Origin of the sequence: Achromobacter anxifer, assembly GCF_903652925.1 — a bacterium.
GTDB classification, from domain to species: Bacteria; Pseudomonadota; Gammaproteobacteria; order Burkholderiales; family Burkholderiaceae_B; genus Achromobacter; species Achromobacter anxifer.
Map to the genome: position 1 here is coordinate 37,434 of NZ_CAHLAR010000016.1, position 14,721 is coordinate 52,154.

The 14,721-nt window shown below is 67.3% G+C and carries 15 protein-coding genes; 12 read left to right on the forward strand and 3 right to left on the reverse strand.

What is annotated here, in order from left to right; translation table 11 throughout:
- The first annotated feature begins 18 nt into the window (after positions 1-18).
- Positions 19-693, forward strand: coding sequence for a DJ-1/PfpI family protein (locus HWY37_RS31555; protein WP_176090622.1), 675 nt, complete (start codon positions 19-21; stop codon positions 691-693).
- Between the two features lie 29 nt (positions 694-722).
- Here HWY37_RS31555 and HWY37_RS31560 read toward each other — a convergent pair whose 3' ends face one another.
- Positions 723-1,205 (reverse strand): Lrp/AsnC family transcriptional regulator, encoded by a 483-nt coding sequence (locus HWY37_RS31560; protein ID WP_175208912.1) that lies wholly within the window; start codon positions 1,203-1,205, stop codon positions 723-725.
- Positions 1,206-1,347: 142 nt separating this feature from the next.
- Between HWY37_RS31560 and HWY37_RS31565 the strand changes: the two genes are divergently transcribed.
- Entirely contained in the window at positions 1,348-2,046 is a 699-nt protein-coding gene (locus HWY37_RS31565; RefSeq protein WP_246302460.1) for a LysE family translocator, read from the forward strand.
- A 43-nt stretch (positions 2,047-2,089) separates the two neighbouring features.
- On the opposite strand, the gene HWY37_RS31570 is transcribed toward HWY37_RS31565, so the two are convergent.
- Positions 2,090-3,982, reverse strand: coding sequence for an ABC transporter ATP-binding protein (locus HWY37_RS31570; RefSeq protein ID WP_176090623.1), 1,893 nt, complete (start codon positions 3,980-3,982; stop codon positions 2,090-2,092).
- 349 nt (positions 3,983-4,331) lie between these two features.
- A complete protein-coding gene (locus tag HWY37_RS31575) occupies positions 4,332-5,045 on the reverse strand; it encodes a GntR family transcriptional regulator (RefSeq protein ID WP_175208909.1) in 714 nt (237 codons plus the stop codon).
- Between the two features lie 138 nt (positions 5,046-5,183).
- On the opposite strand from HWY37_RS31575, the gene HWY37_RS31580 reads away from it, so the two are divergent.
- The 10 genes from HWY37_RS31580 (at position 5,184) to aac(6') (ending at position 14,243) form a co-directional block, all read left to right on the forward strand.
- The gene (locus HWY37_RS31580; protein ID WP_176090624.1) at positions 5,184-6,047 is read left to right on the forward strand and encodes a VOC family protein; all 864 of its coding nucleotides are present in this window, start codon (positions 5,184-5,186) and stop codon (positions 6,045-6,047) included.
- Positions 6,048-6,058: 11 nt separating this feature from the next.
- The gene (locus HWY37_RS31585; protein WP_175208925.1) at positions 6,059-6,769 is read left to right on the forward strand and encodes a class II aldolase/adducin family protein; all 711 of its coding nucleotides are present in this window, start codon (positions 6,059-6,061) and stop codon (positions 6,767-6,769) included.
- Complete coding sequence (locus tag HWY37_RS31590) at positions 6,766-8,220, forward strand: 2-hydroxymuconic semialdehyde dehydrogenase (protein WP_175208907.1); 1,455 nt, start codon at positions 6,766-6,768, stop codon at positions 8,218-8,220. Before HWY37_RS31585 ends, HWY37_RS31590 begins: the two co-directional genes overlap by 4 nt.
- Before the next feature lie 61 nt (positions 8,221-8,281).
- Positions 8,282-9,457: an ABC transporter substrate-binding protein gene (locus HWY37_RS31595; RefSeq protein ID WP_175208906.1), complete on the forward strand. Its 1,176-nt coding sequence runs from the start codon at positions 8,282-8,284 to the stop codon at positions 9,455-9,457.
- Between the two features lie 19 nt (positions 9,458-9,476).
- On the forward strand, positions 9,477-10,397 hold the full coding sequence (locus HWY37_RS31600; protein ID WP_042793142.1) for a branched-chain amino acid ABC transporter permease: 921 nt from the start codon (positions 9,477-9,479) through the stop codon (positions 10,395-10,397).
- Between the two features lie 28 nt (positions 10,398-10,425).
- Positions 10,426-11,457 carry a branched-chain amino acid ABC transporter permease gene (locus tag HWY37_RS31605; protein WP_175208905.1) on the forward strand — a complete coding sequence of 344 codons (1,032 nt, stop codon included), beginning with the start codon at positions 10,426-10,428 and terminating at the stop codon, positions 11,455-11,457.
- Positions 11,454-12,227, forward strand: coding sequence for an ABC transporter ATP-binding protein (locus HWY37_RS31610; RefSeq protein WP_176090625.1), 774 nt, complete (start codon positions 11,454-11,456; stop codon positions 12,225-12,227). Before HWY37_RS31605 ends, HWY37_RS31610 begins: the two co-directional genes overlap by 4 nt.
- A 9-nt stretch (positions 12,228-12,236) precedes the next feature.
- Entirely contained in the window at positions 12,237-12,935 is a 699-nt protein-coding gene (locus tag HWY37_RS31615) for an ABC transporter ATP-binding protein (RefSeq protein WP_176090626.1), read from the forward strand.
- A gap of 1 nt (position 12,936) precedes the next feature.
- Entirely contained in the window at positions 12,937-13,707 is a 771-nt protein-coding gene (locus HWY37_RS31620; RefSeq protein ID WP_176090627.1) for an SDR family NAD(P)-dependent oxidoreductase, read from the forward strand.
- Positions 13,708-13,796: 89 nt separating this feature from the next.
- The gene (aac(6'), locus tag HWY37_RS31625; RefSeq protein WP_176090628.1) at positions 13,797-14,243 is read left to right on the forward strand and encodes an aminoglycoside 6'-N-acetyltransferase; all 447 of its coding nucleotides are present in this window, start codon (positions 13,797-13,799) and stop codon (positions 14,241-14,243) included.
- Positions 14,244-14,721 lie beyond the last annotated feature (478 nt).

Consider the following 14,721-nt stretch of genomic DNA (forward strand, 5'->3'; position numbering starts at 1 on the left):
TTCCAACGGAGCATCGTCATGCATGTGAATTTTCTCTTGTTCGAAGGGCTGACCCAGCTGGACATGACCGGACCGTACGAAGTACTGGCGGGCGCGCCGGGCTTTACCGTGGATTTTGTCGCAAAAACGCGGGACCCGGTGCGGTCCGATCGCGGGCTGTGTTTCGTGCCCACGCAGACCCTCGCGTCCGCGCCGGCCTGCGATCTGCTGGTGGTGCCCGGCGGGCCGGGCACGGATGATGCCATTGTCGACCCCGACTGGGTAGCGTTCGCGCGCGCCCAGGGGCTGGCGGCGCGCCATGTGTTTGGCATTTGCACGGGTTCGCTGCTGCTGGGCGCGGCGGGGCTGCTGCGAGGCAGGCGCGCATCCAGCCATTGGCGTGCACGTGAATTGCTGTCGCGCTTCGGCGCGATTCCGAGCGATGAACGCATGTGCGTGGACGGCAATCTGTTCACGGCGGGCGGCGTGACCTCGGGCATAGACATGGCGCTGCTGGTGGTGGCGCAGCTGTGCGGCGAGGACGTGGCCAAGCTCATCCAGTTGCAGATCGAGTACGACCCCAAGCCGCCGTTTCCTGGCGGGACACCCAAGACCTCGGAGCCGGCCGTGGTGCAGCGCTATCTGGAAATGTCGCAGGCCCGGTTCGAGCGCCGCTCGCAGGCGGTGGACCGGGCCGCGGCGGCGATGGCCTGAGCGCGTTCGCTCGCGCCGGCGCGGCGCCTTCACTTTGCCAGATGATCCAGCGGCAGCGGGCTTTGCGGCTTGACGGTCTGGATGGCGAAATTGCTGCGGATGTCCTTCACACCGGGCAGCTTGAGCAGGGTGTCGAGCAGGAAACGTTCATAGGCCCGCAGGTCGGGCACCACGACGTGCAGCAGGAAGTCGGATTCGCCCGACACCAGGTGGGCGGAGATGACTTCCGGCAGCGCGCTGACTTCCTTGCGGAACTGGGCGGCGTCCCGCTCGTGGTGCCGTTCCACCTTGATGCCGACGAAGATGGTCAGGCCCAGGCCGACCTCGTCCGGCGCCAGGCGGGCTTCGTAGCCCTGGATGACGCCGGCCTCTTCCAGCAGGCGCACCCGCCGCAGGCAGGGCGAGGGCGACAGGCCGATCTGCTCGGCAAGCTCCACATTGGTCAGCCGCGCGTTCTGCTGCAGGGCCTCCAGAATGCGGCGGTCATAGGCGTCGAGTTCGCGCTTTGGCATGAAATTGAAACCAGTATTGGATGATTGGTGAAATATGCCAATTATCATAAGTCCAGTAGCATAAATAGCAAGCACATGCCAGCCCGGTTTTCCTAGAATGGTCGCCTGCGACAGGACGAACAGGAGCGCGGCGATGGCGGATATGGCGATGTTTCTAGGGGCTTTGCTGATTGTCTACGTGGTGCCCGGACCCGACATGATCCTGTTGCTGGAGACCGGCGTGCTGCGCGGCAGGGGACAGGCGCTGGCGGTGGCCGTGGGGTTGGCCATCGCGCGGGCCGCGCACGTGACCTTGGCTGCGCTGGGATTGGCGGCGTTGTTCAAGACCCATCCCTGGGCATTCGAAGTCGCGCGCACCGTGGGCGGCTGCTATCTGGTTTGGTTGGGCGTGAAACTGTGGCGGGCGGGGCCGGTGGCGTATGACGCAGGCGGGCAGGTCGGGCCGCGTCAGGTCGAGCCACGGCAGGCCGAACTGCGTCAGGCTGAACTGCGTCAGACCGGACCGCAGCAGGCGGCGCGGAGCCGTGCGGGCCTGGGGCCTGCGTTCCTGAGCGGCGTGCTGACCAACGTGCTCAATCCCAAGGCCTTGCTGTTCTGCTCGGTCCTGTTGCCGCAATTCGTTTCGCCCGCCCATGGCCCGATAGGCCAGCAGTTCGCCGTGCTGGGCGTGATCCTCGTCAGCCTGGGCTTGGCCCTGGACGCGCTGTGCGCGCTGGCGGGCGGAGCGGTGGGGCGCTGGATGTCGGCCAGCCCCCGGGCGCAGAAGATCCAGAGCCGGGTGTTCGGACTGGCGCTGATCGGCTTCGGCCTGCGCCTGACCTTCGCCCAGCGTCCGGCCTGAAACGCGGGCCCCGCGGCTTGCGCCGCAGGGCCGGCGGCCAGGCCTACTTGGCGTAGGCGTACGAGGATTCGTCCGCCGCTTCGTCCTCGTCCTTGGCCTGCGGCGCGACGGCGCCGTCTTCCAGCAGTTCCGAGGGCGCCAGGCCCTTGGTCAGTTCCAGCGCCTGGCGCTCGAACAGGCGCCGGTACAGGCCGCCCTTCAGGCGGATCAGCGCATCGTGGCTGCCTTCCTCGATGACGCGGCCGCGGTCCATCACCAGCAGGCGGTCCAGCGCGCGCACGGTGGACAGTCGGTGCGCCACCACCAGCGTGGTGCGGCCCACCATCAGGCGGTCCATCGCCTGCTGGATCAGCACCTCGCTTTCGCTGTCCAGGCTGGACGTGGCTTCGTCCAGGATCAGGATGGGCGCATCGGCCAGGAAGGCGCGGGCCAGGGCGACGCGCTGGCGCTCGCCGCCCGACAGCTTGACGCCGCGTTCGCCGACCAGCGTGTCGTAGCCCTTGGGCAGCGCCATGATGAAGTCATGGGCGCTGGCCAGCCGCGCCGCCTGCTCGATCTCGGCCTGCGTGGCGCCGGGACGGGCATAGGCGATGTTCTCCGCCAGCGTGCGGTGGAACAGCACCGGCTCCTGCTGCACGATGGCGATCTGGCTGCGCAAGGACGCCTGCCGCGCCTGGGCGATGTCCTGCCCGTCGATCGTGATGCGGCCTTCGTTCACGTCATACAGGCGCTGGATCAGCTTGATGAACGTGGTCTTGCCCGAGCCGGAATGGCCGACCAGGCCGACCCGTTCGCCCGGCGCGATGCGCACCGAGAACTGGTCGTACAGCGCCTTGTCGTGCGCGCCATAGCGGAACGTCACGCCCTCGAAGCGGATCTCGCCGGCCGTGACGCGCAGCTCGCCCGCGCCGGGCCTGTCGTCCACGCCCAGCGGCTGCTTCTCCAGCGCGACCAGCTCTTCCATGTCGTTGACCGAGCGCTGCAGGTTGCGGATGTGCATGCCCACGTCGCGCAGGTGGCCCTGCAGCATGAAGAACATCGTCAGCGCGAAGGTGATGTCGCCCACGCTGGCCTGGCCGCGCGCCCACAGCAGCAGCGACGCGCCCAGGATGCCGGCTTGCATGGCGACCAGCATCGCGCCCTGTACCCCGCCGTTCAACGTGGCGCGGATCCAGGTGCGGCGGGTGCGGCGGCGCCATTTGTCGACGACGCGGTCCAGCCGGACTTCCTCGCGCGCTTCGGCGCCGAAGGCCTTGACCACGGCATTGCAGCTGACGGCGTCAGCCAGGGCGCCGCCCATGCGGGTGTCCCAGGCGTTGCCCAAGCGCGCCGCCGGAGCCACATAGCCCAGCGACAGCGCCGCAGTGACGGCGATATACAGCACCGAGCCCAGGCCTACCACCAGGCCCATCACGGGCCAGTGCACGCCCAGCAGGGCGGTGGCGCCCACCAGCATGACGACCGAAGGCAGCAGCGCAACCAGCAGCGTGTCGTTCAACAGGTCGACCGCCCACATGCCGCGGGTGATCTTGCGCACGGTCGAGCCGGCGAAGCTGTTGGCGTGCCAGTCGGTGGAAAAGCGCTGCACGCGGTAGAACGCGTTCGACACCATGCCGTTCATCATCTTCAGGGTGAAGGTGATGATGTTCTGGAACACGGCCTGGCGCAGCAGCGTGCTGCCGATGCCCAGCGCGATCAGCAGCCAGAACGCGGACACGGCCGCGCTCCAGATCAGCTCGTCGCCCGCCGCGCCCGAGGCCACGGCGTCGACCAGCTTGCCGGCGTACAGCGGAGTCAGCACGTCGGCCAGCGCCGACAGCAGCGCCAGCGCGACGATGAGCGCGGTGCGCAGCGGTTGCTCGCGCCAATAGCGGAAGGTAAAGCCCAGGACATCCCTGAAGGCTTGTCCTCGTAGATCAATCTTTTTTCTGGCCATTGCAATGGCCCGGCGTCACCAGGACGCCGGGAGTCCTTGTGTGGAAAGAGGAAGGAACGGCCTGCGCTGCGAGCGCGGGCGATTGCGTTTAGGTTCTTGGGGCGGGCACGGAGGACCAGTCGCTAGATAGGCATCCAGCGATGGGTCCGCGCGGGCGACGACTTAATGGCGTCGCGGAGACACGCGCGGGATGGCGGTATGCGGATTCATCATCTTGCGCCTCCCAGTGGTGTGTGAAGTGGGGGAAATGGAATGGGCAGAGGCCCGAATTGAAGATTCTATAGAAGTGGTGTAGGCGAATCAACGGGTAGGCGTCCGCCAGTGTGGGTTTTTTTCAACTGAGGCGGATTCAGTCCGGCGTGAACAGGTCCGGCGGCAGGCGCGCCACGGCGTCGTAGGTCAGGCGGATGTGCGCCGCCAGCAGCGCACAGGCGCGGTCCGCGTCGCGCGCCAGCGTGGCGTCCAGAATGCCCTTGTGTTCGTCGTCCAGGTCGCGCGCGATGGGCTTGCGCGTGACGGTCAGGCGGCGGTAGCGCTCGGCCTGCTGGTACAGGATGCCCAGGAAATGATGCAGCCAGCGCGAGGGACAGGCGCGGATCAGTTCACGGTGGAACTCGCGATTGCGCTGCTCCCATTCCTCGAAACGGGTGTCGGGGTCGGCGGCCAGGCGCTGCTCGGCCTTGCTCAGGCGGTGAAAGGCGGCGAGCACGGCGCTTTCCCAGTCGTCGTCGCCCAGGGCGATGGACTGGCGCAGGGCCTGGGTTTCCAGCAGCACACGGTTCTCGGTGATGTCGCGGAAGTCTTCGAGCGAGATCGGCGTGACGTGGAAGCCGCGCTGGCCTTGCGCGATGACCAGCGCGTCCGACACCAGCAGCGCCAGCGCTTCGCGCAAGGTGCCCGCGCCCACGCCGTAGTCATCCTTCAGGTGCTCGACCCGCAAGCGGGAGCCCGGCGGATGCACGCCCTGGATGATGTCGCGCCGCAGGTTGACATAGGCCGCGCCGACCAGGGTGTTGGCCGAGGCGGAATGAGCGAGCGGGGGGAGGGTGGCGCCGTCTGACATGGGAGCTACTTTATCACTGGCTTTAAAAAATCTCGATAAAAATTATTGACGCCGATATTTATGCTGCTTATCGTAGAAAAAAGCGTCGAGACTACGACCGGCATGCAGCCGGCGGCAGGCGCAACCAGGAGACAAGCAGTGATACGGCTACACGACATCCGGTACGTCCGGCTGGGTACCCGCGACCTGGAAGGGGCGGTCCGCTATGCGACCACCGTGCTGGGCCTGGAAGTGGCCCGCAAGGAGCATGGCGCGGTCTATTTCAAGTCCGACACCCGCGACCACACCCTGTGCTACTTCGAAGGCGATCCGCGCGATCACACCGCGGCGTTCGAGGTCGACACCCCCGAGGAACTGGAGCGCGCCGGCGCGGTGCTGGAGCGCAGCGGCTACCGGGTCGAGGCGGGCAAGCGCGAGGACGCCGAGCAGCGCTACGTGCGTGAATTCCTTGCCTTCATCGATCCGTCCGGCAACCGCATCGAGCTGGTGCACGCGCCGCATCACAGCGGCCGCCGCTATTTCCCCGGCCGCGACGCCGGCGTGACGGGCTTTTCGCATATCGGCCTGCGCACGCTGGACGCGCGCCGCGACGAGGCCTTCTGGACCGACCTGCTGTCGGCCCGCGTCAGCGACCGCATCGGCGAAGCGCCGCTGCTGCGCATCGACGAAGTGCACCACAAGATCGCGCTGTTCCCGTCCAGCTATCCGGGCGTGCAGCACATCAATCACCAGGTCGAGAGCATCGACGACATCATGCGGGCCTGGTACCAGCTGAAGGAATGGAACGTGCCGATCCGCTTCGGTCCGGGGCGGCATCCGACCTCGGGGGCGATGTTCCTGTACTTCGACGGCCCCGACGGGATGATCTACGAATACTCCACCGGCGTGCGCCTGATCACCGCCGAGGACGAAAAGAACTACCGGCCGCGCACCTTCCCCGCGGTGCCGTCCTCGTTCTGCATGTGGGGCGCCAAGCCGGACATCCCGGAGTTCAAGACGTGAGCGGCGCGACGATGAAGGCCGATGCCGGCCAGGAAGCCCTGGTGCGGGTGGCGGCGCGCGGCCTGGCCCGGGCCGGACTGGTCCACGCCTATGGCCACTGCAGCAGCCGGCTCGACGCCGAGCACTTCCTGGTGTGCGCGGCGCGTCCCATGGGCCTGATCGAGCCGGGCGAGGTAGGCACGGTGGTGCCGGTGCACGGCGAGCTGCCCGAGGGCGTGCTGGGCGAGGTCCGCATCCACCAGCACATCTACCGCATGCGTCCCGAAGTGGGCGGCGTGGTGCGCTCGATGCCACCCACGGTCATGACTCTGTCCTCGGCGCGCGTGACGCCGCAGCCGCGCCATGGCATGGGTTCGTATTTTTCCCCCGCCGTGCCGCTCTGGGACGATCCGCAGCTGGTGCGCAGCGATGCCCAGGCCCGCGGCGTGGCGCAGGCCCTGGGCGCCGCGCGAGCCGTGGCCATGCGCGGCAACGGCGCCGTGGTGGCGGCGGAATCGCTGATGCATGCCGTGGTGCTGACCTGGTATCTGGAGGATGCCGCGCGCATCGAATGGCAACTGCGCTCGGCCGGCCTGGCCGAAGGCGCGCCCACGTTCTCGCCCGAAGAGGCGGCGACCCGCGCCGTGGGCACGGGCCGCATCTACGAACGCATGTGGGAATACCTGACCGCCGGCGACCCTGAAGCGGCGCTGGCAGACCTGTCACAACCGAGGACGCAATGACCGATTTCCGCAACTTCATCAACGGCGAATGGGTCGCCACGAACCAGACGTTCGACAATCGCGACCCGGTGGACAACCGCCTGATCGGCCGCATCCACGAGGCCGGCGACGCCGAGGTCGACGCCGCCGTGCGGGCCGCCAAGGCGGCGTTGCGCGGCCCCTGGGGCAAGCTCAAGACGCAGCAGCGCGTGGAGCTGCTGCACGCGGTGGCCGACGGCATCATCCGGCGCTTCGACGAATTCGTCGATGCCGAGATCGCGGACACCGGCAAGCCCTATGACCTGGCCAGCCATCTGGACATTCCGCGCGGCGCGGCGAACTTCAAGATCTTCGCCGACCTGGTGCGCAACATCCCCAACGAGACCTTCGACCTGGAAACGCCGGATGGCGGCCATGCCCTGAACTACGGCGTGCGCGTGCCGCGCGGCGTAATCGGCGTGATCTGCCCGTGGAACCTGCCGCTGCTGCTGATGACCTGGAAGGTGGGGCCGGCGCTGGCCTGCGGCAACACCGTGGTGGTCAAGCCTTCCGAGGACACCCCGGCCACGGCCACGTTGCTGGGCGAAGTCATGAACGAGGTCGGCGTGCCGCCCGGCGTCTATAACGTGGTGCATGGCCGCGGCCCCGGTTCGGCGGGCGAAAAGCTCACGCGCCATCCGCTGGTCGACGGCATCACCTTTACCGGCGAAACCCGCACCGGCGAAGCCATCATGCAGGCGGCGGCGGTGGGCGTGCGCCCGGTGTCCTTCGAGCTGGGCGGCAAGAACGCCGGCATCGTGTTCGCCGACGCGGACTTCGACAAGGCGGTGGCCGGCATCGCGCGCGCCGCCTTCGACAACACCGGGCAGGTCTGCCTGGGCACCGAGCGCGTCTACGTGCAGCGGCCGATCTTCGACCGGTTCGTGGCGGCGCTGGGCGAACGCGCCCGCGGCTTCAAGCTGGGCCGTCCGAAGGATCCCGGCGTCAACCTGGGTCCGCTGATCTCGCAGCGCCACCGCGACAAGGTGCTGGGCTACTACGCCCGCGCCCGCGAAGACGGCGCCACGGTGGTGGCGGGCGGCGGCGTGCCGGACATGCCGGACGGCCTGGCGGCCGGCGCCTGGATCCAGCCCACCGTCTGGACCGGCCTGCCGGAAAGCTCGGCCGTGATCCAGCAGGAAATCTTCGGCCCCTGCTGCCACATCGCGCCCTTCGACACGGAAGAAGAAGCCGTCGCCCTGGCCAACGCCACGCCCTACGGCCTGGCGGCCTCGGTCTGGACCAGCAACGTGGGCACGGCCCATCGCATGGGGCAGGCCCTGGAAGTGGGCATCTGCTGGATCAATTCCTGGTTCCTGCGCGACCTGCGCACGGCCTTCGGCGGCGCCAAGCAGTCCGGCATCGGCCGCGAGGGCGGCGTGCATTCGCTGGAGTTCTACACGGAGCTGCGCAATGTCTGCGTGAAGCTCTGACCTCAATACGGCAGGCGCCGCGTAGAACGGCGCCGCCGCCCATCCCCCAAGGAGACATAGCATGCAAGCATACGCACGCGGTTTGTCCGCGCTGGCCGCGGTCGCGGCCTTGACCGCGGCCAGCGCCGCAATGGCGGACATCCGCATCGGCTTCACAGGTGTGCTGTCCGGACCCCAGGCAGCGTTGGGCCAGGACCAGTACGACGGCCTGATGCTGGGCATCGAGCAGCTGGGCGGCAGCCTGGGCGGCCAGAAGGCCGTGGTGATCCGCGACGACGACCAGCTCAAGCCCGACGTGGGCGCGCAGATCGTGCAGAAGTTCATCGAGAAGGACAAGGTCGACGTGATCATCGGCCTGGGCTTCTCCAACGTGCTGATGGCCGAACTGCGGCGCATCAAGGAATCGGGCGTGGTGGCGCTGTCCACCAATGCCGGGCCCGCGCCGATCGCCGGCCGCATGTGCCTGCCCAACTTGTTCGTGCTGGGCTGGCAGAACGACAGCATGTCCGAGGCCATGGGCAAGTACGTCAAGGACCAGGGCTACAAGCGCGCCTACCTGATGTCGTCCAACTACCAGGCCGGCAAGGACAAGCTGGCGGGCTTCAAGCGCTTCTATGGCGCCGCGCCAGCCGACGAGATCTATACCCAGCTGGGGCAGCTGGACTACTCGGCCGAGATCTCGCGCATGCAGTCGGCCTCGCCCGACGCGCTGTTCGTGTTCTACACCGGAGGGGTCGGCGTGAACTTCGTGCGCCAGCTGCGCCAGGCCGGCCTGATGGAAAAGCTGCCGTTCTTTTCGGAAAGCCTGATCGACTCCAACACGCTGACCGCGCTGAAGGAGCAGGCGGTGGGCGCGATCTACGGCACGCCCTGGGCCACCACGCTGGACAACCCGCAGAACCGCAAGTTCGTTGAAGCCTTCAAGGCCAAGTACGGACGCCTGCCCTCGGAGTATGCGGTGGGCGGCTATGACTCGGCCTTCCTGCTGGACGCGGCCATCAAGCAGCAGGGCGGCAAGGTCGGCGACAGCAAGGCCCTGGCCGCGGCGGTGAAGGAGGCCGGCGCCAACTTCCCCACGGTGCGCGGCAAGTTCCGCTTCAACAGCAACAACATGCCGGTGCAGGACCTGTACGCCTATCAGGTCGTGAAGGAGGGCGACGGCGTGGGCCTGAAGCAGCTGGCCAAGGTGTTCACCGACCACCAGGACGCCTACGTGGCGGACTGCCCGCTGAAGTAACCGTCCCGGGAGACGCCCCATGAACGGATCCTTGCTGTTGTCGCAGATGCTCAATGGCCTGCAGCTGGGCGCATTGCTGTTCCTGCTGTCCTCGGGGCTGACCCTGATCTTCGGCATCATGAACTTCATCAACCTGGCGCACGGGTCGCTGTACATGATCGGCGCCTTCCTGGGCGCCACCGCCTACAACGCCAGCGGCTCGTTCGCCTTCGCCATCCTGGCGGCGGTGACCGGCAGCGGCCTGGTGGGCGTGGCGCTGGAACGCCTGATCGCGCGGCCGCTGTACAAGCACGACCACCTGTACCAGGTGCTGGCCACCTTCGGGCTGATGATGTTCTTCAACGAACTGGCTTCCGTCATCTGGGGCAGCCGGCCGTATTACGCCGCCGTGCCGCAAGGGCTGGAGGGTGCCGTCAGCCTGTTCGGCAACGACTATCCCGTGTACCGGCTGATGATCATCGGCGTGGGCGCGCTGGTGGCCGTGGGCGCCTGGTTCCTGATCCAGCGCACGCGCTTCGGCATGCTGATCCGCGCCGGCGCCAGCAACGCGCCCATGGCCAGCGTGCTGGGCGCCAACGTGGACCTGCAGAAGACGCTGCTGTTCCTGCTGGGCGCGGTGCTGGCCGGCGTGGCGGGGGCGCTGGCGGGGCCAATACTGTCGGTGCAGTCCGGCATGGGCGAGCCCGTGCTGATCCTGGCGCTGGTGGTGATCGTGGTCGGCGGCATCGGCTCGGTGCGCGGCACGCTGGTGGCGGCGCTGCTCATCGCCATGATAGACACGCTGGGCCGCGCCTTCCTGCCCGACATGCTGCGCGCCGTGTTCGATGCTTCGGTCGCGAACGCGGTCGGGCCCGCCCTGGCCTCCATGCTCATCTATGTGCTGATGGCCGTGGTGCTGGCGTTCCGGCCGCAAGGCCTGGTCTTCTCGGCGCGGCGTTGACGCGCGCCTGTCCTGAGGTTGGATCATCATGCAAGAACACAACAACCGGCGCTGGGTGCTGCCCTTGCTGTTCCTGGTCCTGGCCGGCGTGCCCTTCGTGGCGCAATGGCTGGGCGAACCTTTCTACGTGACGCTGGGCGCGCGCATCCTGATCTACGCGCTGGCGGCGCTGGCGCTGAACCTGGTGCTGGGCTTCGCCGGGCTGGTGAGCTTCGGCCACGCCATGTTCTTGGGCCTGGGCTGTTATGCCGTGGGCATCCTGAGCTACCACGGCTTCGGCAACGGCTGGCTGCAGCTGGCCGTCTGCATCGCGGTGTGCGCGCTGGTGGCGCTGATCGTCGGCACCGTCTGCCTGCGCACCTCGGGCATAGGCTTCATCATGATCACGCTGGCCTTCGCGCAGATGTTCTATTTCCTGGCGGTGAGCCTGCGCGAGTACGGCGGCGACGACGGCCTGAACATCTACGAAGCCAGTTCCTTCGGCCTGTTCGACCTGGGCGGCAGCCAGCCGGTGTACTGGGCGGCCTGGGGCCTGCTGCTGGCCTCCAGCCTGGCGATGCTGCGCCTGCGCCGCTCGCCCTTCGGCATGATTCTGCGCGCTACCCATGCCAACCCGCGGCGCGTGGACGCGCTGGGCTATTCGGTGTTCGGCGTGCGCCTGACGGCCTACGTGGCCTCCGGCGTGCTGACCGGCGTGGCGGGACTGCTGCTGGCCAACCTGACCGCCTTCGCCTCGCCCAGCTACATGTCCTGGCCGGTGTCGGGCGAACTCATCGTCATGGTGGTGATCGGCGGCCTGGGCAATGTGCTGGGCCCGATCTTCGGCGCCGTCGCCTACCTGCTGATGGAAGAAGCCTTTAAGGGCATGACGCAGCACTGGATGCTGCTGATGGGGCCGGCAGTGGTGATCATCGCCATGGTAGCCAAGGGCGGCTACGCCAATTCCCTGGCCTGGCTGCGGCGTCCGCCGCCCGCGGCGCCCACGGCCCAGCCGCCGGCAGCCGGTGAACAAAAGGACCGCCGTCCGCCCGACGCGATCGCCAAGGAGGCCTCGGCATGAACCTGAAAACTGCCGCCGCGCCCGTGGGCCTGTCCACCCAGGACCTGGTGCGCCGCTTCGGCGGCCTCAGGGCCACCGACGGCGTGTCGCTGGACGTGGCGCCGGGCGAGCTGCACGCCCTGATCGGCCCCAACGGCGCCGGTAAGACCACCCTGATCAACCTGCTGTCCGGCGAACTGCGTCCCGATGGTGGTGCCGTGCGCCTGGGCGCCGCCGACGTGTCCCGCGCCACCGTGCAGGAGCGCGTGGGGCTGGGCATGCTGCGCTCCTACCAGGTGACGTCGGTATTCGACAGCTACACGGTGCTGGACAACGCCTGCCTGGCGGCGCTGCGCAAGCGCCGCCGGCGGCTGTCGGCCTGGACCGCCTTGCGCGATTGCGCGGATGTGGTGGACGCCGCCACCCAGGCGCTGCGCGCCTGCCAGCTGGAGGACGTGGCCGAGGCCGAGGTGGCCAGCCTGGCCTACGGCCAGCGCCGCCAGCTGGAGATCGCCATGGCGCTGGCGGGCGAACCGTCGGTGCTGCTGCTGGACGAGCCCATGGCCGGCATGAGCGCGGCCGAAAGCGCCGGCGTGATCGCCTTGCTGCAAAGCCTGAAAGGCCGCTACACCATCGTGCTGGTCGAACACGACATGAACGCCGTGTTCGCGCTGGCCGACCGCATCAGCGTGCTGGTCTACGGCAAGATCATCGCCACCGGCAGCGCGGACCAGATACGCAACCATCCCGACGTGCGCCGCGCCTACCTGGGCGACGACGCCGACGCATAAGGAGCCGCCATGTTGAGCATCAGCGGATTGACGGCGGCCTACGGGCATTGCCAGGCGCTGTTCGGCGTAGACCTGGACGTGGGCCAGGGCGAGGTCGTGGGCCTGATCGGCCGCAACGGCATGGGCCGCAGCACCGTCATCAAATGCCTGTTCGGCCTGCTGCCGGCCAGCCAGGGCAGCATCCGCTACGGCGAGCGCTCGCTGCGCGGGCTGGCGCCGTATCGCATCGGCCGTCTGGGCCTGTCGCTGGTGCCCGAAGGGCGCCAGATCTTCCCCACCCTGACCGTGGAAGAGAACCTGATCGCCACCGCCATCGGCCGCGCTGGTTCCCGCGGCTGGACGCTGGAGCGCGTCTACGAACTGTTCCCGCGCCTGCGCGAACGGCGCGCCAACCTGGGCACCCAGCTGTCCGGCGGCGAACAGCAGATGCTGGCGCTGGGTCGGGCGTTGATGACCAACCCCAGCCTGCTGGTGCTGGACGAGGCCACCGAAGGCCTGGCGCCGGTGGTGCGCGCCGAGATCTGGCGCGTGCTGGCGCAACTGAAGGCGGAAGGCTTGTCGATGATCGTGGTGGACAAGAACACCACGGCCTTGCTGCGCTTGTCCGACCGCAACGTCATCCTCGATAAGGGCGTGACGGTGTGGCGCGGCAGCTCGGCCGAACTATCCGAGCGGCCCGACCTGGTGGCCGCCTACGTGGGAGTCTGAGATGAGATTGCAGGACAAAGTGGCGCTGGTGACCGGCGCGGCCGGCGGCATCGGGCTGGCGATCGCGCGGCGTTTCGTGGCCGAAGGCGCATATGTGCTGCTGGCCGATCGCAAGGAGGCCGAGCTGATGGTCGCGGCCCGTTCGCTGGGAGACCGCGCCGCCGTCATGCTGGCCGACGTGACCGACGCGGCCGACGCCCAGAAGCTGGCCGATGAATGCGTGCGGCGCTGGGGCGGCCTGGACATCTGCGTCTGCAATGCCGGCGTGATCCGCGCGGCGGACTTCCTGGACCTGAAACTGGAAGACCTGGACGCGGTCATGAACGTCAACGTGCGCGGCACCTTCCTGGTCGCGCAGGCGGCTGCGCGCGCCATGGTGGCAGGCGCACGCGGCAACGGCGCCATCGTGACCCTGTCGTCGATGACGGCCGAGTTGGCGATGCCGGACCAGTTGGCCTACGGCGCCAGCAAGGGCGCGGTGCGCCAGATGACCAAGTCGATGGCGCTGTCCCTGGCGCCGCATGGCATACGGGTCAACGCCATCGGCCCCGGCAGCATCGACACCGAGATCCTCGCCACCATTACCAGCAACCCGGAAGCCCGCAGGACCGTGCTTTCGCGGATTCCAATGCAGCGGCTGGGGTCGACTGACGAAGTCGCCAAGGTCGCGTTGTTCCTGGCCAGCGATGACGCCAGCTATGTGACCGGGCAGACGGTTTATGCGGATGGCGGCCGGCTGGCGCTGAACTACACGGTGCCGGTGCGGGAGTAGGGCGGCGCACGCCGCAGTCGGATGCGCTTCGACAGCGGGCGGGGCCAGGTGATAAATTTTTGCGCGTCACCCGGAAAACGAACCCTGCCATGAAAACCGCCGCTATCACGTCCTCGCGGGATGCCGCCTGGCTGCAACTGCGCATGTCACTCTGGCCTGACGCGTCCGCTGTCGAACATCAGCAAGACATGGACGATCAGGTTTGCTCGCCGGACAGGTACGTTCAGTTCCTGGTGCGCGCCGACAACGGCCAGGCGATAGGCCTTGCCGAAGCGTCCATCAGGACGGACTACGTCAATGGCACGGACTCCAGTCCCGTGGCGTTCCTGGAAGGTCTATACGTCGTGCCCGAGGCCAGGCGGCGGGGCGCGGCCAGGGCCTTGATTACTGCTGTTCGCGTGTGGGCCGCGGGCAAGGGCTGCAGGGAGCTGGCTTCGGACACCGGGCTGGAAAATCTGGTGAGCCAGGCGGCTCATACACGTCTTGGGTTCAAGGAGACGGAGAGGGTTGTCTACTTCAATATGACGTTGGATTGAGTGTGGTGATGGTTTGGGGCAGGACAGCAACAAAGTTTCCACTATGTTGCTTTCATCTCCTTTTCCTTTTCCCTCTGCTCTCTTTCCTTTCTTGCGCCATCGCGGTGAGACTTGATGGCGAGAAACATGCCCGTGCCCAACACGAGGAGCTTGAACGTACCGAAGACGACTGGGAACCAAAAATTCATCATTTCCTCAACGCTGCTTCAGCAGCTGCATGTATTACTCGTGAGCCAGGCAAGTAGGCGGCCAAATTCTACCGCCAAGGCCCAGGCAAATTGTCGAATTGTTCAATTTGTATGTCGCTTTTGGCTTGCGAAAGAGGCAAATATGTCTTAAGTGCGACCCTATGTCGCAGGCCCGGGCTCTTGGTGTCGCCCAATCTCCACGCCGTCCGTGATCGGACGCTGCCAAAAAAGAGCGCAGATGCAGATCAAGAACGTAGAGCAGATTCGGCGCAGAGGTGGCAGAGCAGGAT